We start from the raw sequence: 21,600 nt of genomic DNA, 5'->3' as shown, positions 1-21,600 counted from the left end.
TCTAAAAGGTGTGCCTTACGAGCCAAAATCATAGCTTTTAATTTTTACTGCAAATTACAAAACCTACGCCACCATAAAGTCTCTTTTAAATTTCGTGGCAGCGTAAATGCACCTTGCGCCAGCCTCGCTCTTTCGAACAAAATGCAAGTTAAAATCAATGAGCTTCGCATCGTAAAATTTTGACTCTAGACTTGGTTTTGGTGGGGCGCAACTTCAGGCTCGCCAGGCGAAATTAGTCATAAATTAATGCGGCTACATAGATTTTGACTTGGCTGAAATTTAACGTAGCAGAGCCGAATCTCGCTTCGCAATCCAGCCATTCTAACGAGATAATGTAAATTTTAATTTGCGATTTAAAATTTTCTAGCATAACGATGCAAATTTAGCTCGCGTTTTAAAATTCTAATTTAGTGGCGCGAGCAGCTCATAAAACGCCGCGTAAAATTGCAAATTTCAGCGTTTTTATTCGGCTGGCGAGGTTTGTGTGCTCAAGAACTGATTTGTGAAAATTTTAAAATTTTATCGCTTGCCTCAACCTGCCTTCAGGGCAATCGCGATAAAATTTACACTCTGCGTCTCAAGCAAGCGAGCAGTTACGATGAAATTCTAAGCTATCAGTCGAGATGAAATTTTACGCCGCATTTTAAAAAAATCCCGAACTTGCCTAACTGCGAAATCCGTAAATCTCGCGCTAAATTTCATATTGCTGCATTACTTAGCGGCTATCAAATATGCCTGCCAAGCAAACGCGTAGAAATCTCTCACCGCCCTTTAATGCTCGTTCGAAGTAAAATTTCGCGCAGATGTTTTAACGGTCCATAGTCGAAATAAACGTTCTACATAATTCTATCGCAAAACGGGGACTGCCGGGTGGAATTTTACCCGACAGCAAAGTCTTTTTTGCGCTAAATTTATGCTTCTGTGCGGATAATCCTTACTGCCTCGACCATATTTTTTAGGCTCGGACGAACCTCCTCCCATTTGCGGGTTTTTAGGCCACAGTCTGGGTTGATCCACAGCTGCTCTTTCGGAAGCACCTCAAGCAGCGCGCGGATCTGGCTTACGAGCTCCTGCACACTAGGAATTCGCGGACTGTGGATATCGTAAACACCTGGACCAACCTCTTGTTTATAGCCGACCGATTTGAAAACTCTAAGCAGTTCGTTGCCGCTGCGAGCGGTCTCGATACTGATGACGTCGGCATCCATCGCCTCTATCGTTTTGATTATGTCGTTAAACTCCGAATAGCACATATGCGTATGAATCTGCGTCTGCGCTTTGGCTGCGCTAACGGCGAGCTTAAAGGCACTAACGGCGAATTTTTCGTATGCAGGGATGTTTTCGGATCTAAGCGGATAGCCCTCTTTAAACGCAGCTTCGTCCACCTGAACGATCTTGATGCCCGCGTCTTGCAGATCCGAAATTTCATCGAAAATCGCGAGCGCAAGCTGTTTTACGATCTGCTCGCGAGGCTTATCATCGCGCACGAAGCTCCAGTTCATCATCGTCACCGGACCCGTTAACATGCCTTTCATAATCTTTTTGGTGCGACTTTGAGCGTATTTGATCCACTCCACGGTCATCGGTTTTGGGCGGCTCACGTCGCCGAAAAGTAGCGGCGGCTTCACGCAGCGGCTGCCGTAGCTCTGCACCCAGCCGTTGGCGCTAAACGCGTATCCGCTCATCTGCTCGCCGAAATACTCGACCATATCGTTACGCTCTGGCTCGCCGTGAACCAGCACATCCAGGCCAATCTCATCTTGAAATTTAACGCAGTCATCGATGTAAGCTTTGATGTCGCGCTCGTAGGCTTCGCGGTTGATTAAGCCCTTTTTGTAGGCGTTACGAACTTGGCGAAGCTCGGCAGTCTGAGGGAAGGAGCCGATCGTAGTGGTAGGTAAAATTCCATAGCCTAGCTCCTTTTTCTGCACCTTGATGCGATCCTCGTAGCGATCGGCGCGCTCGAATTTATTTAAATTTGCGGCGCGGCTTTGAACTCGCTCGTCATGAATAAGCGGCGAGCTAGCGCGAGTTTTAGCGGATTTTTGATTTTCTTCGTAAGCTTTCAAGCCGTGCTCGCACATCGGAATTTCAAAGAAAAGATGGGTTAAAATCGAAATTTCGCTTAGTTTTTCGACCGCGAAACTTAGCCAGGATCTAATCTCAGCGCTTAGCTTGTCCTCATATTTTAGCGTGAAAGGCACGTGCAAAAGCGAGCAGGAGGTGCCCACATAGATGCGCTCCTTAGGCACGTAAGCTTCGATGGCTTTGAGCTGAGCGAGCTTTTTGTCGATGTCGCTCTTCCAGATATTACGCCCATCGATCACGCCTGCGAAAAGCACGGTCTTAGCGTCTTTTAAAGCTTGAAGCTCTTTTTTGATATTCTCCTCGCTTGCGTAAACGAAATCAAGCCCGATCGCCCATACATCGGTCTTTACTATCTCGCGTACGGCCTCGGTCGCATGCTCAAAATAGGTCATAAAGATGATTTTTACGTTGCTTGCGGCCTTGCTTAGGCGCTGATAAACAGGCTTGATCTTTGGCGCTAACTCCGCTGCGCGATCCGTTACGAAGATCGGCTCATCGATCTGAATTACGACCTCGTTATCAAGCTCGCTAAGAAGCTTTAGCAGTTCCTCGTATTTCGCGGCAAGGGCATCTAAATGCGCGAGTGGATCGCTTTTGTCGCTTGATTTGCTAAGCGCCAAGTAAGTAATAGGTCCGATTAAATTTATCTTTAGCGCGCAGGAATCCTTAAAATCATTATTTTTCGCGGCCTTGTACTCGCTTAAAATTTTACTAGGATTTAGGCTAAATTCCGTATACGCCGAGATCTCAGGCACGATATAGTGGTAGTTTGTATTAAACCACTTCGTCATCTCCATCGCGACTGCGTCTTTACTGCCGCGCGCCATCGCAAAATACTGCTCATGCGCCGAAAGAGCCGCAAAGCGCTGCGGGATCACGCCGAAAAGAACACTGGTATCGAGCATCAGATCGTAGTATGAAAAGTCGTTTACGCTAATTAAGCCGCTCCAAGCATCCAGCTGATATTTGATGTGGCGATCTTTTAGTTCTGTAGCAACCCGCTCTAGCGCGTCATAATTGCACTTGCCCGCCCAATAGCTCTCCAAAGCCTTCTTTAACTCGCGCTGCTCTCCGATGCGCGGAAAGCCCGTAACGTAACTCTTCATCTCTATCCTTTGAGTAAAATTTTGGTATGAAAGTGTTGATTTTATCTAAAATTTCTTTTGCCGTCATTAAAATTTTAATCTAATCTCGAAAATGAACGAAATTTTATCCAAAAGCGCAGGGATGGAATTTAGCCAATAAAATCTGAAATGGAATTTTTATCGACGAAATTCCATAAGTTAAAATTTTAGGATTGAATTTAAAGGCGTTAAATTCATCATAATTTAAACCTCGTCGCAAGATTCTACTAAAACTTGGTAAAGCCTTGCGACGAAGCTAGCCTTACCTGACACTCTGCAAAGCTACTGAGTATCAGCTCTATGAAAGCAGTGCAACGCCTCAAATATGAAAATTCTTAGAATTTATAATTATATCCTGCGTAAACGCCGTATTTTTTACCGTCGTTATCTTCGATATAATCGCCGTCTTTGTACCACGCCTTGCTTGCTTTAAAGCCCATTTCAATCTCGCTATTGGAGCCAAACTCATACGCGGTACCTATCTTGCCGCCCAAAATGAAGCCACCCAGCGTATCGTCCGCTCTAACCCATCCACCATTGCTATAGTCTATTTTAACTTCAGTATCCAGCACCGAAAGCCCAGCGTAAGCGCCTAGGACTAGCTTAAATCTACCGAAAAACTCCGGCGTAAAATCCGCACCGGCTACGAAATCGTGCGTGCTCCATTTAACCTTTCTTTTCGAATTGGCATTCGAGCTAGAATCCTCGCCCTTAAATCCGTAAAAATATCCGCCGTAAGCTCTAAACGTGCCGAAGTCATATCCGGCTTTAACGCCGATTTGCGGTTGTCCGTCATCAAAACCCGCAGCTTGGTTTTTGAAATTGTATCCGCCCTCGCCGCCTATGAAAAGCCCCTCCGCCATCGCGCTTACTGCAGCTAAAGAACTAAGCAACAATGCTTTTGCAACTAAATTTCTCATCTTTACTCCTTTCGGTGAAATCTCAACCTCTATGTTAGCGTTAGCTTATAAAACGTGGTCTAAATTTAAAGTAAATATAACACCCGACAAATAGGAGGGTATTCAACACAACAAGAAATACTAGGCCTTGCAATTCTATACTTCTTATTAGATCTCTAAGCCTACTTTAGCAATCTATAGATCCTCGCAGAATCGGTTAAAGAAACCGGCTCGAATAGCTCTTTGTCGTAATTTTCCAATACAAAAAGCTGGATGAACGTCGAGTTAAAGACCCTTTTATCCAAAACCAAAATCCTTTGATAGTCTGGCAAAAATATAACGAACAAATCGGAGCTTTCATCTACCTGCTTTGATAATTTAACGAGTTTGCCGTCTACTTCGCCTACATGATAGTAGGAGTTAATACTCATTTTTTCACCGTCATGAATCAGATATTCCGGATCAGCGCTAGGTAATGTGCATTCACTGCCCACTATTATGCTCACTCCGTCTTCACCCGTCCTAATGTCATATCCTACATAAGCTAATGGTGTATAAAACTCCTCGCCCGTAGTTATGTCTATAGCGGAAAATTTTAAAATATTCGGCAGAATATCCAGCATATGCGGCACGAAGTAATAATATATTTCCCTGGTTTTTTGGGGAAGTTTGAAATTTTTATTTTCCAAGGATTTTAGAAATTTATTGATATCGGACTCATTATAATCCTTTTGCATTTGAAGCAAGCTCGAGCTAAAATTTTCATTCATACGCCTTTCGATATATTCGACATTTAGTCTCGCCATATTGGCCGAACTTATCTGATCTTTATTGAAAGAAAAGGCCGTTAAAAATGCATAATCTCCAAACTGCCTACCCCCAGGGTCAGCCACCACTTTTACGTCGGCATAATATCTGATCAAATACCCGTAGTCCCACCACGAAACCACATAATCCTCTCTGTCTACTTTATTTTTCAGCTCGGCAAGCGGAGCCACGGCGCCCCTCATAAGCACGGGCGCGACACGAAATTTATAAATATAATCTAGACTTGGTAGCAGCGCCAAGCAAGTCAGCACAATTAGCATAGAATTTCTAAGCCAAACTCGTATCTCAAAATAATTTAAAGTAAAATATAGAAAATAAGCAAAGCCAAAAGCAATTATCGGCGTGATATACATCGTAAATCTAACTCCGCCGAAAAATGCCAAAAATCCAAGCAATATCATCGGCAAAGCCAAAATAAACGAGCGAAATTTAATAAACATAAGAATTAAGCCCGCCATAGCGCATATAAATATAGAAATATTGCCACTGGAATAGCCCATAAATTTCATAAAATCCGTATTTGCTACCTCGTTGATTGTGTTTCCGACCCCATAGAAATAAAAAGTACCCGATACTTTGCCGGCGCTCTTGCCAAGATATGCTTTCATTTTACTTAAGACAGGATCAAGCCCACCGAAATATATAAATAAAACAACTACCAAGGTGCCTAATATCCAAAGAAATTTCTTACTTTGAGAGCTGGGAAGTTTTATCATTAAAAAATATAACGACGCGATAAGCACAATTCTCAGCAATAAAATATAATTTACTATTATCGTATAGTCGCCATAGTATGTTTTAAAATTTATCACCGCTACCGCCATAAGAATCGTAGCTTTGTAATTTATCTCATTTCGTCTATCAAATATCAAAGTGTAAAATAAAAACATGCCCATTATGGCTAAATTTAACGAATACGAGCTTGGATACCACCAGCTATAAAGCGCCATAAAGACCGCGGGCAATATTAAATTTAGCTGCGAGCCGTTTTGAGTGAGTCTGATTAGAGCCCAGATTGTCAGCATCGGCAGGACGATATTTAACATATCGCTATCAAAATATCCGCCTAACGTCCTCATATAATATCCCGGCAATATGGTGGCAAGCAGTGCCGCGATGATGCCGGCGCCCAGGATCTTATACTCTCTTGCTATCAAAATAATCGGCACGGCCACCAGCGGCGCTAAAAATACGCTCATGTAGATCGTAATGCTATTTAGGCTGACGGGCAAAATTTTGCTAAGTAAAAATGCTAGAGTTGGGATCGACGCACCATATGGGCTAAGATCGCCCGGCTGGTGAAAGCCCGCTATCATATCGCGCGCACCCTCGGCATTTGCAAAGGCGTCGTTGGTGGTCATGATGAGCTCGCCATCGAAAGAAAACTGCTCGATCCCGCTCGCCCAAATCGGCCAAAAAAACCTGCACGCCACGCCGAATATATAAACCAGCGCCATGATCAAAAAGATATCCATGCGGGAGCATTCGCCGTTTGTAATTCTAAATTTTTGCATCTTTTTCCTTGATTTTCCGTTTGAAGTACCGAGCGGCAGGGTTAAAATTTGCCTCTACAAATTTCACTCGCTTTATCACGCCCGCGTTACGTTTTTAACGGCATTGTTTAATTTCCGTTTATTATAGCAGAATTTACCTGATTTGCGATGCGAGATGTAGAAATTTATACGACAAATTACTGCGGATGGCGCGAGCAAACCGAAATTTAATCCATCTCGCTCGCGCTATAAAGTACGAAATTTATGCGATTTTACGCGTCGCACATAAATTTACAGACGGTTTTCGTGCGCAGATTAAGCATGATCGAGCTTAGGCATCTGCCGTCCTTGTTGCCGCTTAGCAGGCGCACGGCGTCGCCCTCTTTCCACTGCGTGCTGTCGCCCTCGATCGTCCTGTAATGCGCGCCGTTAATGACAAGCGACTCGCCGCCTTTTAGAGTTTTATCGATCTTTAGGTCGCTTGCGATCTGGCTTAGATCGCCTTTTAGGGCATTTGCGATTAGTTTTTCCTCGGCCTGCTCATGCGTTTTCATCGAGCTTTTAGCAAAGTCCGGCACCTGCACAGTTTCGGTCTGAGCCGAAGCAAACACAGCTAGCACGCAAGCAGCGTAAATCAATTTCATATTTTCTCCTCGGTTTTTTCAAAATTGCGGCGATTATAGCAAAGTTTACTTAAAAATTTCGGTCTAAATTTAGCTAGAGTTTAAATTTAAGAAACCGCCCGTCTGTTTAAAACAGAGCTGAACTCGATGGCAAATTATAAAATTTCGCCGTAATTTAAAATTTACTTATTAAATACGCAGCAAGCGCGCTTAGCCAAACAAACAGAGCTATTGTCCAAGACATCACTTGCGGCGTACCCGCCCAAAACGCAGCCCTCATATTGCAACGTAAAAGCAAGCGAGCATCGAAATTTTTACTGGCAGAATTTACTCGTTATCAAATAGCGCGCCGAGACTTTGCATTACAGCAGCGACGGGCATCCAGACGGGGCTAAACATAGTTAAAACTGCGTCTTGTGTCTCACCGTTTTTACGCACACTTTCCTCGCTCAGCCTGCCGCTATCAACAAATACTACCGCGTTTAAACTTAACGGCTTAGCAAGCGCATATTTTTTTAGGATCCGATCGCGATCTTTTGCGCGCATAGGAACGCCTAAAATTTTGAAGCTAAATTGTAAAATTTCGCGATTTTTAAAGCCCGTAAAATTTGGATGCTTGTAAAGCACAAGCTGATCTGCTAGAGGCAGGCTCTCGCGGTCAAGCCATAACTCAAAAAGTAGCGCGCTTGCGTGAGATTCATTAAATGCATCCGTAGCGATCGAAATTCTATTTACCTCCACTGCGTGTGGATAGAGCGATTTTAGGCGTTCAAATTCCGCTTTCGTCGCGCGATAATCACTGCTAAATTCGTAGTCGTAAGCGTCACCGATCATTACCGTACGGTTTGCCTCTATTTGGATCGCGCGAATTTGCTCCTTGCCTTCAAGCTCTACGGGCGCGGTTTTACTAACACAACCCACAATGAGAAATGAAAATGCCATGCTAAAAATCAGCGCTTTTAAAATTCGTTTTATATCTACTCCGATAAAATTTTATGCGATTATAGTTAAATTTAAAGCAGCATTCGGCGCACGGTATTGTCCCCGATTGAGACGAATTAAAATTTGAGGATGAGAGCGTATATGAAATACATGACCGAGTGAATTTTAATTAGAATTTAAATGTAGCAGAATAAGGCACAGTATTTTTTGCCTAGCTGAGATGAAATTTGATTTTTAAAAGTAGGCTAGGCAGGTAAACTGCTTAGCTAAATTAAATTTGAATGCGATTAAAGATAGGGCGAAGTATCGTGAGATGATTTTAAATGTTTTCTACGTCGCTATGCTCGTAGCTGAATAGAAGAAGTAAATTTCGTCCCAAGACTAGACATGCAATCTGTCGTAGAGCGAAAATTTCAAATCTATTTAAATATACCCACCAAATCAGGCGCAGTATTTTTCGCTTAAACGAGACGGTTTTAAATTTTGTGACGGGAGTTACCGAGTGGGTAATGACCGAGCAAAATTTAAAACCAACGAAGTATAAGTAGAAAAAGGCAAGCCGCTAGCTAAACTTCATACCTCTCGCCTGGCTTCATTTCGATTATTTCCCACGGCAAGCCCTGTTTATTTAGCTCGTCCATGAAAGGCTTGGCGTCGAAATTTTCCATATTAAAGACGCCTTTGCCGCTCCAGATGCCTTTGGCGACCATCATCGAGCCGATCATAGCAGGCACGCCCGTCGTGTAGCTCACAGCCTGTGCGCCCGTCTCGGCGTAGCAAGCCTCGTGGTCGCAGACGTTATAGATATAGACCTGGCGCTCTTTACCGTCTTTTAAGCCTCGGATCACGCAGCCGATATTGGTCTTGCCTTTCGTACGAGGGCCGAGCGACGCAGGATCAGGTAGCAGGGTCTTTAAAAATTGAATTGGAATTATTTTCACGCCGTTATGCTCGACCTCGTCGATACGCAGCATGCCGACGTTTTCTAGGCATTTCATGTGCGTGAGGTAGCTCTGTCCGAATGTCATGAAAAAGCGGATTCGCTTTAGCCCTTTGATGTTTTTAACGAGGCTTTCTAGCTCCTCGTGATAAAGTAGGTAGCTATCTTTGACGCCGACTTTCGGGTAGTCCCATTTGAACATTATCTCCATCGGCTTGGTCTCTTTCCACTCGCCGCGCTCCCAATAGCGGCCCTTTGCGCTAACTTCGCGCAGGTTGATTTCGGGATTGAAATTCGTCGCGAACGGGTAGCCGTGATCGCCTGCGTTGCAGTCTAAGATGTCGATCTCGTGGATCTCATCAAAGAGATTTTGCTGTGCGTAGGCGCAAAATACGTTCGTCACGCCTGGATCAAAGCCGCTTCCCAGCAGTGCCATCGTGTTTGCGGCTTTAAACTCGCCGTCCTTTGCCCACTGCAGCTTGTATTCAAATTTAGCGGTGTCGGGGTGCTCGTAGTTTGCGGTGTCGATGTAGGGGATACCGGCGCGAGAGCACGCATCCATAAGCGTTAGGTCCTGGTACGGCAGCGCGACGTTTAGTAACAGCTCGGCGTCCGTTTTTTTGATTAAATTTACGACCGCATCGGTGTCGTCCGCATCGATCTGGGCGGTATCGATCTGCACGCCTAGGCGGTCTTTGATAAATTTAGCGATCGCGTCGCACTTGCTTTTAGTGCGGCTCGCAAGGGTGATTTTTGTAAAAATGTCCGCGTTCATCGCGCATTTTACGGTCGCGACTTGGCTCACGCCGCCTGCGCCTATGATTAAGATATTTGACATTTTGACTCCTTTAAATTTTAAATTTAGCTGCAATTTTAGCAAATTTAAGATGAATTTTAAGAGGTGAGTGCGATTAATCATAGAGTTTGGTTGTAGCCGAGTGCGGAGCGCAAGCCAGCTCCAACAAAAACGCCAAAAGCAGCATGCGCTAAAATTTTACGCAGATAGCGGCATGCCGATTGACGGCGGCACGAGATTAAATTTACCACATTAAATTTACCGCTTTGTATCGCGCGATAAAATTTTAAGCTTTAAAGGGCTAGTTTAAATTTAACATCCCGCAGCGAAGCGCGGATAATTAAAATTTAAAGTTCATTCGCTTCGCCGCTAAAATTTATCGCGCTTATTTTCTAGGCGCACGGCAAAACCGTATACCGCGGCTAAATTTAACGCTTTAGCGAACAGCGATTTAAAAAGTAGCAAGCGGGGCAAAATCCCGTGACGCCCACGATAAAGGGCACGAGTCCGACCAGCCCCCACCAGCTGCCAAACAACGGCTTTCGCGATCATTATCGCTAGTCCGATCAGCGCTCTTATTATCCTAGTTTTTTACTTAGCATTGCGTCTTCACTTCTTTGTTTTTACATTTTACACGTATTAATGCTTAAAATTTTTAAAGTAAGCAATGGCAGCAAACCGCCACCTAGCGTATCATCTTTGAACCCGCCCTCCTATATACGCGCCTTGGTTAAATTCGGCTTTGTTTAATTATCTTTTCTTTTGCATAAAAGTGCAATCCGACAAAATTTATGTGCCTAAGGAGCAAAATTTATGCAAGCTCGATTTAAAATTTTGACGAATGTAAAGCAAGGCGAACTCAAACGCTGGCGGTAACGCGGCGAAATTTATATAAGCTTCAAATTTGGAATTACGATAAATTTAACCGAGAAGAATTCTATCGTTGCAGAAAGTTTGTCTAAATTTAGCTCGCCGCGTGTTTTAGGGTTTAAATTCAGACGCTGCAGCAAAAAAGCGTAGTGCGATATTTAGGATCTAGGCAGCATCGATCTCGCGCCGTACCGCCAAAATCAGATTTCGTAGCGATAAATTTTACCGAAATTTTCATCCAGATTGTAGCTAAACTCACCACCTGCGTAATAGATTGTCTCGCCGCTCTCCAGCTCGAAGCGCTGATACACGCGCAGCACGACCTCGTTTTCGCTGATGCCTTGGACATGGATAAAAATATCGCTCTTTCTGCCCGCGGTCATCGCCATTTGGTAGAGCTGATTAAATAGCGCGTATTCCGGATCTTTCTCGGCATCCTCTTGGGATAAAAAGCCCTCCAGTACTCCCAGCATCTCCGCGCGAAATTCCGTCCTGGCGCGCGCATAGGCGTTTTGGATATTTTCGATCTGGTTGGTATCGAGTAAATTTAAAAGCGAATGTTTGCCCACGTAAAGCGTCGCGCTAGATGTGATTTTGCCATCCTTGTCGGTCACCAGTCGCAGAGCTTTCTCTACGCGCCACAAGGCCTCTTTTAGCTCGAGCCCGCTTTCAATTTCAATTTTCATCATAGATCCTTTATCAAGAGTGCGGAATTTTAGCGTGAAATTTTAAATTTTAAAGACAAACTTCGCGATCAGATACGCCATATATAGCATCAAAACTCCCACTAGCGCGTCGATTATACGCCATGCCCTACTGCTTGCAAAAAGCTTCGAAAGTGCCCTTGAGCCATATCCTAAGCCGAAAAACCACGCAAACGATACAAACATAACTCCCGCGTAAAACCACAGCTTTTGGGCATCTGCGATCGTAGCGCCGAGCGAGCCCACGACCACGACGGTGTCTAAATACACGTGCGGATTTAGAAGCGTCACCGCAAGGGCTTTGGCTACGACGGGCGCCAGCGGGCTATTTGCAGAGTTTTGAATCTTGGCAAAATGCGAGCCCTTATAGGCGCTAAAAAACGAGCTTAGCGCGTAGCAGAGCAGAAATATGATCCCGCCTATGCCTAAAATTTGGGTAAAAAGCGAGCCTTGCTTAAGAGCGCCACCGATTAAAAATATCCCTACGGCCGTAAATACGGCATCGCTTAGCGCACAGACCGTACAAACCGCCGCAACATGGTTTTTCGCAAGGCCTTGGGAGATGACAAAGATATTCTGCGCGCCGATAGCGACGATGAGCGAGAGCATTAGCGCGGCTCCTTGCAAGAAAATTCCGATCGGCAAGGAGTTCAAGACCGCGCCTGCCTACTTATTTTTACTTTCGCAGGCGGAGCTTTGCATCGCCGTATCGGCAGTATCAGAGCCGACTACCGCCGCACTTTCGGGCGCAGCGTCAGGCTCATTATCGCCCGCGGAAATTTTCGAGGCGGAATTCTCGGCGCCTATGAAATTTTCACCCGCGACGGCGCTATTTAAGGAAGCGGCATCATTCGGCGCAGCGAAGCTTTGTTCGTTTAAATTTGAAACGCCCTCTAAATTCTGCGCGTTGTTTAAATCAGCGGCGCCATTAGAATTTTGCATGGCGGAATCCTGCGTAGAGCGGGAATTTTCCGCGCCTGAATTTTTACCTAAATTTTTCTCTCCGCAGGAACTTTGCGCATCGAAATTTTGCGAAGCGGAATTCTCATCGCGAAAATTTTTAGCTTTAAAATTTTTGGCGTTACTCGCGCTTTTTTTAGAGCCCTTAGCGCCTTTGCGAGTCTTTGGAGCGGCTTGCTCTTCCTCAGAGCTTTGCGAAAGACCCGCTTTTTCGCGCAAAATTTTACTCAGCTCGTAGATCGAAATTTCAAAAGAGCCCGGCAGCGTGGCCTCTGTGTCGCTGTAAAATCGCAAAAAATTAAAGCGGTCCTGCGCTTGTGGCGTTTTTTTGAATACAAAATTTAAAAGCTCCGTTTTGTTTCTGCCCGCGACGAAGGTTTTTGTGCCTAAATTTGCGATGTCTTTATATTCGAAGCTCTCGGAATTTGCGCCGCGCACGATCGTAAAAGCATCCTCGCCGATCTGCAAATAATTTTTCGCGCCGAGTCTAAGCGCGCAAAAAAACGCGCAAAATGCCGCCACTACGGAAGCGAAAAGCGCCGCACCGCCAAAGCCCGCGTGGTAGCAATATCCGCTAGCGAGCGCCAAAATCGTCGATCCCGCCAGTGTCATCGCTACGGGCTTTTTATTCTCTTTTACTATCATCTTCCCTGCTTAATCATCTGTCTTATATATTCATAAATTTTAAAATTTAGCGCATCCATTACTGAGTCTTTAGAGCCCGGATTTTTGATGCTTTGGTAGTTGAGATTAGTTACGTAATCCTTCCACGCGCCCTTGTTTTTAACGCTTATGTAGAGGCTGATCTGCGAGTCGTAGAAATAATCTCTGTAATAATCGTCGTCGTACCAAGGATCGTAACCGAACGGCATCCCCCAGCCTACGCCCACGCCCGTATATCTATAATACCTGCCAAAGCCCATACCGAAGCTAAATCTCGGATTATCCCACGATCTACGCGAAAAATCCGCCTTGCGGAAGTAGTTGAGATTGCCACCGATTTGGACGTTCGCCGCGCTTTTATTTACGACCTTAAATCCGTCCGCACGCAGATGCTGAATCACTACCTGGGTTAAATTTGAATCCGTCGTCGAGGTATTGGTAAAATTTACGCTTATGAGCTTATCCTGCGGAAATTCCATAATGTGAAGCGGCTCGGAAGTGCGCACGATACCGCTATTTACGGGCACATTTTTAGAACAACCCGTAAAAATCAAAAACGCCGAAATGACCAAAAAAAGTGAAATTTTATTTTTCAAGGCAGATCCTTTCGCTTAAGATTTCAAATCCTAAATTTGAGTGATTGTAGCATAAATTTAAAATTTTAATGTCAGCAAGAAGCGATTTTTTGAAATAATCTAGTGGCAAATGGGTAGGTGCAGAATTTTCAAATAAAATTTTGCGCCGAGCGACCGCTAAATTTAAAGCCGTCGCTCGGTTGAAATTTCTGCGAAAAGAGGCGGAATTTTAAACCAAAGGCGTTTAAAATTCCATAATCTTATAGGCTCACGCCGCGCGTAAGCACGCGCTTGCGATAAACCTCCGAAACCCTAGACGCGTCGCCCACGATTAGAGCGTTCGTGCAACAGATCGCCGCGCACATCGGGACTTTGCCCTCCGCGATGCGGTTTTGGCCGTATTTATGTAGCTCTTCGTGCGAAAACGTAGGCTCCGGCCCGCCCGCACACATAGTGCACTTATCCATCGCGCCTTTGATACCGAAAGCTCCGTCTCTAGGGAATTGCGGAGCGCCGAACGGACACGCGTAGAGGCAGTATCCGCAGCCGATACATTTATCTTTGTCGTGTAAAACGACGCCGTCGGTTCTGATATAGAAGCATTGAACCGGGCAAACCTGCGCACAAGGCGCGTCGGTGCAGTGCTGGCAAGCGATAGAGCTTGAAACCTCCTGCCCCTCTATGCCCTCGTTTAAAGTGATAACCTTGCGCCTATTTATCTGCACGGGAACTTCGTGAGCCGAGCTGCAGGCTACCTGGCAACCATAGCAAGCGATGCAACGCTCGACATCGACGTAAAATTTTAATCTTGCCGGCATTTTATCTCCTTATGCTCTTTCTAGTCTGCAAAGACCGGCGTTAAATTCCGAAATTTGCGTATTTATGTCAAAGCCGTAGTTGGTAATCGTATTTGAGCTCTCGCCTCTGATATATGGCTTAGTGCCCTCAGGATAGCGCTCGCTTAGATCCTCGCCCTGGAAAATTCCCGCGAAGTTATACGGCATAACAATACGATCAGGCGTTACGGCGTGCGAATAGATGCACTTGACTTTGATCTTCGTGCCTTGCGGCGAATGAATCCACATCATCTCGCCATCTTTGATACCTTTATCAGCGGCAAGCTTAGGATTTACGTGCGCAAACATCTCCGGAGTAATCGCCGAAAGATACTTGCTCGTGCGCTCTATCATGCCTGCACCGCTTAAATTTACAAGCCTTAACGAGCTTACGATAGTAGGGAAGTCCTTGCTCCAATCCTGCTTTTTCTGCTCGGAGATAAATCTCGTAAAGACGCGGAAATTTCGTTTTTGATCCGCAAAGGTCGGATATTTCTCCACTAAATCCCATCTAGGCGAGTGGATCGGCTCGCGGTGCTTCGGAATTTGATCCGCAAACTGCCAAACCTTGGCTCTGGCTCTTGCGTTTCCGCAAGGACAAATTCCAAACTCGCGACATTTCTTAGCGATAATGCCGCTATAATCTGTGCTCCACGTAGGTCCCATCTTGGCTTTCTCTTCCTCGTTTAGCGTGATGCCTAAAACCTGCTCGATATTTGCCTTGGTAATCTCTGCATGTCCGCCTTGAATTTTTGAGCCAGGAAGGGTAATGCTCTCGTCGGCTAGCTGCGAAACGCCGTCGTGTTCTAAGCCGAAGCGGTTTCTAAATCCCATACCGCCGTCGGCATAAGGCTTAGTTACGTCGTAAAGAATCGGCGTGCCCGGGTGTTGCGTATCCCAGCAAGGCCATGGAAGCCCGTAATATTCGCCCTCTACTTCTCCGCCTATGCCGCGCAAAGTATCGGGATCAAATAGATGCCAATTTTTCTGTTGTCTGCGAAATCTAGCTGCGGTGCGTCCGTTATTTCCAATACTTTGAGTATTGCGTGCGATCTCATCGGTAGCGTCGTCAGGCCAAACAAAATCGTCTTTAACCTGCTTAAGCTCGCCATCAACGATGCCCATCTTCATGCCGCGAACATATTCGTCGTAAAAGCCGAATTTTTTCGCGAATAGAAACATTACCTCTTGATCCTCTTTGCTCTCAAATAGAGGCTTAACAATCTGAGTTCTCCACTGACCACTGCGGTTTGTAGCGCTTAGATGACCTTCGCTTTCAAACTGCGTAGCTACCGGCAAAACATAAATTCCATCCGGTCTATCGTTTAGAATCGCCACTTCGTTTAAGAATGGCTCGGCGACTACCAGCATATCGATCTTGCCTAGCGCTTCTTGAGTCTCGCGAACGTGAGCCATAGAAGTAATTCCTGTGCCTTGCACCCAAAGGACGCGGACGTTACCACTACTTAAAACGGGCTCGTTTTTCAAAACGCCCTGCCACCATTTAGATAGCGAAAAGCCCTTTTCGTTGCGCCAGTTTATCACATCTTGCTCGATGCTCGGATCGTAGTGAAAATACTCGGTAAAATTCGTACCAGGCACTTTTTCACCCTGCTTTTCGTGCGGCTGCTTAGTAGAGACGGCAAATCTTTTAATAAACTGTTCGTAATCTACGCCCCAGCCCTTGCAGAAGTGCTTCCAAGCGTTATCGGCTAACCCGTAATACGCAGGTAAGCTATCGGAGAGATTGCACATATCGGTAGCGCCCTGAACATTATCGTGACCTCTAAGGATGTTGCAGCCGCCGCCTGGCTTGCCCATATTGCCTAGTATGAGCTGCAAAAGAGCCAAAATTCTAGTATTCGAGCTGCCGATCGAGTGCTGCGTAATGCCTAGAGCCCAGCATAAAGTAGCGGGCTTTGTGGTAGCGAACATCCTCGTAAATTCTATCAGTTCCTCTTCTTTGCAGCCGGTGACATTGGCTACCTCTTTAGGATCCCACTTCTCAGCTTCCGCCTTGATCTCATCTACAGCGTAGGTTCTGGTTTTTATTAGTTCCTTATCTTCCCAGCCGTTTTTGAAGATTAGATGCAGCATTCCGTACACAAACGCTATATCAGTTCCCGGACGAATTCTAATATACATATCGGCCTTAGCCGCAGTTCTAGTAAAATTTGGATCGACGACGACGATTTTTGCGCCATTTCTATCGCGAGCTTGAAGAGCATGCTTCATAGCTCCCACTGGATTTGCAACCGCAGAATTCGCACCTATGAAAAGGATCATTTTAGAATTTTTCGCCATATCACCTACGTGATTAGTCATAGCTCCATAACCCCAAGTATTCGCCACACCGGCGACTGTTGCGCTATGTCAAATTCTGGCTACGTGGTCGTTGCTGTTTGTACCCCAAAAGGCTGCAAATTTCCTAAAATAATATGCTTGTTCGTTGCAAAATTTAGCCGAGCCCAGATACACTACGCTGTCCGGACCGTCCTCTTTGCGAACCTGAAGCATTTTATCGCCGATTTCATCAACGGCTTGTTCCCAACTGATGCGCTCCCACTTGCCGCCAACCTTTTTGAGCGGATATTTAAGACGCATTTTAGATTTGGTTAGATCTATTTGATCGATTCCTTTACAGCAGTGACTGCCCTGCGAGATCGGGTGATCTACTGCCATATCTTGGCGAATCCAGGTATTAGTGCTCTCATCCACTTGAGCCTCGATACCGCAGCCTACGGAACAGATCGAACATATCGTTCGCTTCATAACGGAACCTGGAAATGGGTTTTTGATCTCTTGCTCAGTAGCGGCTCTTAGCGTATTATTTTCGCCAAACGCGGCTACGCTGCTCGCTCCTAAAGCGGCGAGTTTCAAAAACGATCTCCTTCCGATCGCATTCTCACTCATGAAAATTCTCCTAGTAAGCTACTTTATAGTATTTTTTCCACGCTTCACTCTCCCAGTAAAGCACCTCTTTTTTCGGCGATTTGCCACGAACGGTATCGCCGTAATCCTGCTCGCTTTTCGCTAGAGCCTGCGATGCGGCAACGCCCACGGCACCTACCGCGCCGATTTTTAGAGATTTTTTAAGAAAATCTCTGCGTTTGTTCTCCATGGTTTTCCTTTGTGAAGAAATCGCTTTAAATCTTTTATTGTAGTAACGCCTGTTACAGGATTTAAGTCTAATGAATTATAACGAAAAGGCAGTGAGATGGAGATTAAATTTTAAGTTACTTTTTAAATTTTATTTAAAATTCAAAATATAAAGTTCTAACTAAAAAACTACTCGCAAAACTAGAGTTTGCGAGTTTAAAATTTAACCGAAATTCTGCTTTCGCGTTAAGATTTCCGTTAAAAATTTTATTTATCAATCCAGATCAAAAATATCTTCCGGATTGGTAAATTTATTTTGATAGCCGCCTTTTTTGATCGCTTCTTTAACGACGCTACGATCTTTCTTTTGCGGAGCGGCAAGCGCTAAAAGCGAGCGTTCTAGCGCAAAAAAGCTTCTCATTAGTGCGCCTAATGATTTGAAAAAATCCGCTCGCACATGCCCGCACAAAAGCTCGCTAAACTCATCCACAAAGCTATTGGTGACATTTGTAAAAAGCTCTAACGCCAGCGCTTCGCCGTCTTGTGCGCCGATGAAATTTTTAGCATATTGCGAGTTCGCAGCATTTTTGCCATCCTGCGAGTCCGTAAAATTTTTACTGCCATGCGAATCTGCAGAATTTTTTTCGTCTTGCGCCGTCAAGCTCGCGCTATTTGTGGAATTTTGCTCGTTTGTCACGGAATTTTGTCCGTTTAAAACTGCGCTATGTTTTGCAACCGCGTCGCGCAGCAGAGTTGAATGCAGGTAAAAAATAAATCCCACATAGTCCTCGCACTCCTTGCAAAGCTCCATATTGCGGCGAAATTTACTCTTTTTTAGTACGTCGATTACCGCGACACGCATACGCCCATCGTCGCGCCCCTCGTCGTAGAAGCTCGCACTCATCGGCACGTTGGCGTATGAAAAATCAAAAAGCACGGAATTTTGCTCGCTTTTAAACGCCGCAAAGTCGAATTTCGCTAAATTTTGAAATTCCGCCTCATCACTAGGCACGATGGGTGAGCTGCGTAAAAACTCCAGCTGCTGCTGCCAGCACTTAAATTTCGTATCTGTTTCATAGAAAAAAAACGGAATTGCAAAAAATTCGTAGTAGTAGCTTCTTGCTTGAAGTAGATTCGCATCCATTACATTGCCCCTTTTCTAGCATCTTCTATCTGCTTTTTTATCATTATTTTCGCTTTGCAATCGCCGCAGCAAAAAAGTGTCTTCATCTTTTCAGGCTCGTTTGCAAAATGCGCGCCCATCATATCCGCGATCTTCATCACGGCTTTGCTCGTCGCAAATTCCTTCCCGCATTCAATGCACTTAAAAAGCTCATCTTTAGCTAGCATTTTGTAATTAAAAAATCCTGGCTCAAGCTCCACGCCGCAAGGCTCAAGCTCGATCGTATCCTTTTCGGCGCAGCTTAGCACGCAGTAGTTACACGTCGTGCAAAGCGAAGCGTTGAGCTTAATCGAGTTGTCGCTGTTGTCGGCATACAGCGCGCCGGTATTACAGGCACCCACGCAGCTAAGGCAGAGCGTGCAGCTTGCTTCGTTTATGCTTACTTTGCCAAATTTTAGTAACTCTCCACTTTTTACGACGCCGAAGCTGCCCTCGCCGACCATTGCGCTTACGCGTTTGGAAAAAATTTCTTTCTTGCTAAGACCCTGCTCGTTTAGGCTAAACGCCCACAGCTGAGAGCTTTGCGCCCACTTTAGCGCCTCTTGTAGCTCGATTAAATTTCGCGCTAAAAATACCGCGTCCTTGCCATAGATCGCGCGCGAAATTCCATTGATAAGCTCCACCGCTTCGCGCGTGCCCTCGCCCACGTCTGCGCCGTAAACGATCACGCTCGAGCCGCTTTCCTGCATAGCGCTTAGCAAATTTGCCTCATCTATTTGCTTGCTTCCAAAAATTCCAAACGGTAACACGCCGCACGGAAGCTGCACTGCAGGTGCGGATACGATTTCGCTCTCTGCGATGAGAAGCGGAATTTTGCCTGCATAGAGCTTTGCGATCTCGCCAAATACGCTTTGAGGCAGCTTGGCAAATTTCAGCGCGCCGCTAGGGCAGACGCTTACGCACGCGCCACAGCCTATACAGTCGATGTGCGAAAACACGAGCTCGCGCTTTTCGTCGTTTTTCAAAATCGCTACTGTGGGGCAAACCTCCACGCATGGCGCGCGCAACTCATTTCGCCTGCCTTGATACTGGCAGATCGCAGGATCAAAGATCGTGGAATTCTTATAATGATAAACTGGGCTTTTGGAATTTAAAATTTCTAAAATTTCATCGTCTTTTAGCCCCGAGATCTCGTAGCAGCCGCTTTGTCGCAATTGATAGGGCGCCGCGCCGCTAATCAAGAAAAAATCCGCCTCAGTCTCAACCTCATCCCGCTCGCTTAAAATCGTAACCGCAAGATCGCCAATCTCGCCGTAGACGAACTTAATCTCGGCTCTGCTTAACGCGATCACCTTAAATCCATGCCGCCTAAGTAGTCTCACAAGCCCCTCTCGCGGCTCGTCGCAGGCAAGAATCACGTTTTTGCCGACGGGCTTTTGATAGTCACTATCTAGCGCACCGTCGAAGGCGATATCCTTGGCGCGATACAAAATATCTATGTTTTTAGCGATTTGCAGCGGCTCATCTGCGGAATTTTCTATATAAAAATTTATCTCGGGCGCATAAATTTGCGCTTTTAATCTCGGCGAATTCGCAACGATAAATTCCTCATTTTTCGCCCCCTCTTCATCGCCGCAAATTTCGATATCATCGCTTAAGACGACATCCTTTAGCCCCGCGGCGTAAAATCCATGTTCTTTCATAATCTATCCTAAATTGATAATTAGGCGGGTTTTACTCTTATTTTCTAAACAGCTTTTAAATTCTGCACTTAAAGTAAATCGAATTTAAATTAATAATTTTATAGATAAAGCAAAATCAAAGCTTTAAATGATAAAATCGCCTAAATTTTAAGGCATCGGGGTCGCAATGCAACGAATCAAACTACCAAAAATCGACAAAATCGCAAACGCGCAGGAGTTTCAAAACTGCCTCCGCCCGCAAATCATCAAAATCGCGCAAGAGCTCATTGAAGAGGCACGCAGGGAGGCGCTGCAAGGAGGCGAGCTCGCAAGCGAAAGCGAGATCATCGCGCGCATCAAATCGCGCTACGAAAAATTTCAAAATCTAAGCCTTAAGCCGCTCATCAACGCAACCGGCGTCGTGCTGCACACAAACCTCGGCCGCAGCGTCATCAGCGCAGAAATTTTAGCCCGCGCGCACAAGATCGTCACCTCGTATTCAAATTTAGAATACGACCTATCCGAGGGCGCGCGCGGCAACAGATACGACTACATAGCGCTTTTGTGTAGCGAGCTCTTCGGCGCGCAGGACGCGCTCGTGGTCAATAACAACGCTGCGGCGGTATTTTTGGTGCTAAATACCTTCGCGCGCGGATGCGAAGTCGTGGTAAGCCGCGGCGAGCTAGTCGAGATCGGAGGGAGCTTTCGGGTAAGCGAAGTGATGGCAAACTCTGGCGCAAAGCTTGTGGAGATCGGCACTACGAACAAAACCAAGCCGGACGATTACGAAGAGGCGATCAGTGAAAACACGGCGATCTTGATGAAGGTGCACCGCTCAAATTTTAAAATTTCGGGCTTTAGCTCGAGCGTAAGCGCTGCTGAGGTTGCGGCCTTAGCGCGAAAAGCGACGCGCAAAAAAGAGGAATTTTTAGCGCTTAGAGCGGCAAGCTTTAAAAATTTAGAAAATCTTTGCGGCGGCTCGTCGGATGCGACGGGCGAAATTTTAAATTCCGCGCCGAATGATCTAAACCTAGCGGCAGGTTCTGCGAATGCCCTAAATTTAAATAGCGGCGAGCCGTCCGAAAGGAGCGAGTGTTTTTATGAAGGCGATGAGAGCGAAATCTCCGCTAAAGCTTCTAAAATTTACTCCGCAAAATTTAGCATGAAAAAAGAGGACAATTTTAACGAGATAATCGATTATTACGATCTTGGAAGTGGCTACGCGAGCGAGCTAGGGTTTGGACTAGGCAAAAGCGAGCCGGCAATTTTTGATCTTTTAAAAAGCGGCGTGCGGCTGCTTAGCTTTAGCGGCGACAAGCTTTTCGGCTCCGTGCAGTGCGGCATCATCCTAGGGG

Annotated in this window: 18 protein-coding genes; 2 read left to right on the top strand and 16 right to left on the bottom strand. The window is 45.6% G+C overall.

Going from position 1 to position 21,600, the window contains the following annotated elements:
• Positions 1 to 480 precede the first annotated feature (480 nt).
• Positions 481 to 627, top strand: coding sequence for a hypothetical protein (locus tag QZ176_RS02975; protein ID WP_295151143.1), 147 nt, complete (start codon positions 481 to 483; stop codon positions 625 to 627).
• Between the two features lie 284 nt (positions 628 to 911).
• Here QZ176_RS02975 and metE read toward each other — a convergent pair whose 3' ends face one another.
• The 16 genes from metE to QZ176_RS02900 all read right to left on the bottom strand — a co-directional run bounded on the left by metE (position 912) and on the right by QZ176_RS02900 (position 20,266).
• Entirely contained in the window at positions 912 to 3,194 is a 2,283-nt protein-coding gene (metE, locus tag QZ176_RS02970; RefSeq protein WP_295151141.1) for a 5-methyltetrahydropteroyltriglutamate--homocysteine S-methyltransferase, read from the bottom strand.
• 353 nt (positions 3,195 to 3,547) lie between these two features.
• Complete coding sequence (locus QZ176_RS02965) at positions 3,548 to 4,132, bottom strand: hypothetical protein (RefSeq protein WP_295151139.1); 585 nt, start codon at positions 4,130 to 4,132, stop codon at positions 3,548 to 3,550.
• A gap of 161 nt (positions 4,133 to 4,293) precedes the next feature.
• Entirely contained in the window at positions 4,294 to 6,453 is a 2,160-nt protein-coding gene (locus tag QZ176_RS02960; protein WP_295151137.1) for an STT3 domain-containing protein, read from the bottom strand.
• A 251-nt stretch (positions 6,454 to 6,704) separates the two neighbouring features.
• Entirely contained in the window at positions 6,705 to 7,076 is a 372-nt protein-coding gene (locus QZ176_RS02955) for a hypothetical protein (RefSeq protein WP_295151135.1), read from the bottom strand.
• Between the two features lie 306 nt (positions 7,077 to 7,382).
• Complete coding sequence (locus QZ176_RS02950; RefSeq protein WP_295151134.1) at positions 7,383 to 7,997, bottom strand: hypothetical protein; 615 nt, start codon at positions 7,995 to 7,997, stop codon at positions 7,383 to 7,385.
• Positions 7,998 to 8,563: 566 nt separating this feature from the next.
• Positions 8,564 to 9,775 carry a saccharopine dehydrogenase family protein gene (locus tag QZ176_RS02945; protein WP_295151132.1) on the bottom strand — a complete coding sequence of 404 codons (1,212 nt, stop codon included), beginning with the start codon at positions 9,773 to 9,775 and terminating at the stop codon, positions 8,564 to 8,566.
• Between the two features lie 386 nt (positions 9,776 to 10,161).
• A complete protein-coding gene (locus QZ176_RS10420) occupies positions 10,162 to 10,269 on the bottom strand; it encodes a DUF2892 domain-containing protein (protein ID WP_365951458.1) in 108 nt (35 codons plus the stop codon).
• 534 nt (positions 10,270 to 10,803) lie between these two features.
• Positions 10,804 to 11,289, bottom strand: a complete 486-nt coding sequence (locus QZ176_RS02940) for a hypothetical protein (RefSeq protein ID WP_295151131.1) — start codon at positions 11,287 to 11,289, stop codon at positions 10,804 to 10,806.
• A gap of 42 nt (positions 11,290 to 11,331) precedes the next feature.
• Positions 11,332 to 11,961, bottom strand: coding sequence for a LysE family transporter (locus tag QZ176_RS02935; RefSeq protein ID WP_295151130.1), 630 nt, complete (start codon positions 11,959 to 11,961; stop codon positions 11,332 to 11,334).
• A gap of 12 nt (positions 11,962 to 11,973) precedes the next feature.
• On the bottom strand, positions 11,974 to 12,912 hold the full coding sequence (locus tag QZ176_RS02930; RefSeq protein WP_295151128.1) for a hypothetical protein: 939 nt from the start codon (positions 12,910 to 12,912) through the stop codon (positions 11,974 to 11,976).
• Positions 12,909 to 13,526 carry a hypothetical protein gene (locus tag QZ176_RS02925; RefSeq protein WP_295151126.1) on the bottom strand — a complete coding sequence of 206 codons (618 nt, stop codon included), beginning with the start codon at positions 13,524 to 13,526 and terminating at the stop codon, positions 12,909 to 12,911. Before QZ176_RS02925 ends, QZ176_RS02930 begins: the two co-directional genes overlap by 4 nt.
• A 239-nt stretch (positions 13,527 to 13,765) precedes the next feature.
• The gene (gene fdh3B, locus QZ176_RS02920) at positions 13,766 to 14,323 is read right to left on the bottom strand and encodes a formate dehydrogenase FDH3 subunit beta (RefSeq protein WP_005871109.1); all 558 of its coding nucleotides are present in this window, start codon (positions 14,321 to 14,323) and stop codon (positions 13,766 to 13,768) included.
• A 9-nt stretch (positions 14,324 to 14,332) separates the two neighbouring features.
• Complete coding sequence (locus tag QZ176_RS02915) at positions 14,333 to 17,254, bottom strand: formate dehydrogenase subunit alpha (RefSeq protein WP_295151124.1); 2,922 nt, start codon at positions 17,252 to 17,254, stop codon at positions 14,333 to 14,335.
• A 10-nt stretch (positions 17,255 to 17,264) separates the two neighbouring features.
• Positions 17,265 to 17,462, bottom strand: a complete 198-nt coding sequence (locus QZ176_RS02910) for a twin-arginine translocation signal domain-containing protein (RefSeq protein WP_005871103.1) — start codon at positions 17,460 to 17,462, stop codon at positions 17,265 to 17,267.
• 252 nt (positions 17,463 to 17,714) lie between these two features.
• Positions 17,715 to 18,584, bottom strand: a complete 870-nt coding sequence (locus QZ176_RS02905) for a formate dehydrogenase-specific chaperone (protein ID WP_295151123.1) — start codon at positions 18,582 to 18,584, stop codon at positions 17,715 to 17,717.
• The gene (locus QZ176_RS02900; protein WP_295151122.1) at positions 18,584 to 20,266 is read right to left on the bottom strand and encodes a 4Fe-4S dicluster domain-containing protein; all 1,683 of its coding nucleotides are present in this window, start codon (positions 20,264 to 20,266) and stop codon (positions 18,584 to 18,586) included. The genes QZ176_RS02905 and QZ176_RS02900 overlap by 1 nt, the downstream gene beginning before the upstream one ends.
• Positions 20,267 to 20,432: 166 nt before the next feature.
• On the opposite strand from QZ176_RS02900, the gene selA reads away from it, so the two are divergent.
• Positions 20,433 to 21,600: L-seryl-tRNA(Sec) selenium transferase (gene selA / locus QZ176_RS02895; RefSeq protein ID WP_295151121.1), on the top strand; the 1,168-nt coding region annotated here is incomplete at its 3' end.

This window comes from uncultured Campylobacter sp. (assembly GCF_905373215.1).
Taxonomy (GTDB): domain Bacteria; phylum Campylobacterota; class Campylobacteria; order Campylobacterales; family Campylobacteraceae; genus Campylobacter_B.
The sequence above is the reverse complement of the archived record's forward strand: the minus strand, read 5'-3'. Positions and strand labels throughout refer to the sequence as shown.

Bases quoted from the DNA above. Each gene is read 5' to 3' on its own strand.
- metE (WP_295151141.1), bottom strand. From the start codon at position 3,194: ATGAAGAGTTACGTTACGGGCTTTCCGCGCATCGGAGAGCAGCGCGAG.
- QZ176_RS02965 (WP_295151139.1), bottom strand. From the start codon at position 4,132: ATGAGAAATTTAGTTGCAAAAGCATTGTTGCTTAGTTCTTTAGCTGCA.
- QZ176_RS02960 (WP_295151137.1), bottom strand. From the start codon at position 6,453: ATGCAAAAATTTAGAATTACAAACGGCGAATGCTCCCGCATGGATATC.
- QZ176_RS02955 (WP_295151135.1), bottom strand. From the start codon at position 7,076: ATGAAATTGATTTACGCTGCTTGCGTGCTAGCTGTGTTTGCTTCGGCT.
- QZ176_RS02950 (WP_295151134.1), bottom strand. From the start codon at position 7,997: ATGGCATTTTCATTTCTCATTGTGGGTTGTGTTAGTAAAACCGCGCCC.
- QZ176_RS02945 (WP_295151132.1), bottom strand. From the start codon at position 9,775: ATGTCAAATATCTTAATCATAGGCGCAGGCGGCGTGAGCCAAGTCGCG.
- QZ176_RS02940 (WP_295151131.1), bottom strand. From the start codon at position 11,289: ATGAAAATTGAAATTGAAAGCGGGCTCGAGCTAAAAGAGGCCTTGTGG.
- QZ176_RS02930 (WP_295151128.1), bottom strand. From the start codon at position 12,912: ATGATAGTAAAAGAGAATAAAAAGCCCGTAGCGATGACACTGGCGGGA.
- fdh3B (WP_005871109.1), bottom strand. From the start codon at position 14,323: ATGCCGGCAAGATTAAAATTTTACGTCGATGTCGAGCGTTGCATCGCT.
- QZ176_RS02910 (WP_005871103.1), bottom strand. From the start codon at position 17,462: ATGGAGAACAAACGCAGAGATTTTCTTAAAAAATCTCTAAAAATCGGC.
- QZ176_RS02905 (WP_295151123.1), bottom strand. From the start codon at position 18,584: ATGGATGCGAATCTACTTCAAGCAAGAAGCTACTACTACGAATTTTTT.
- QZ176_RS02900 (WP_295151122.1), bottom strand. From the start codon at position 20,266: ATGAAAGAACATGGATTTTACGCCGCGGGGCTAAAGGATGTCGTCTTA.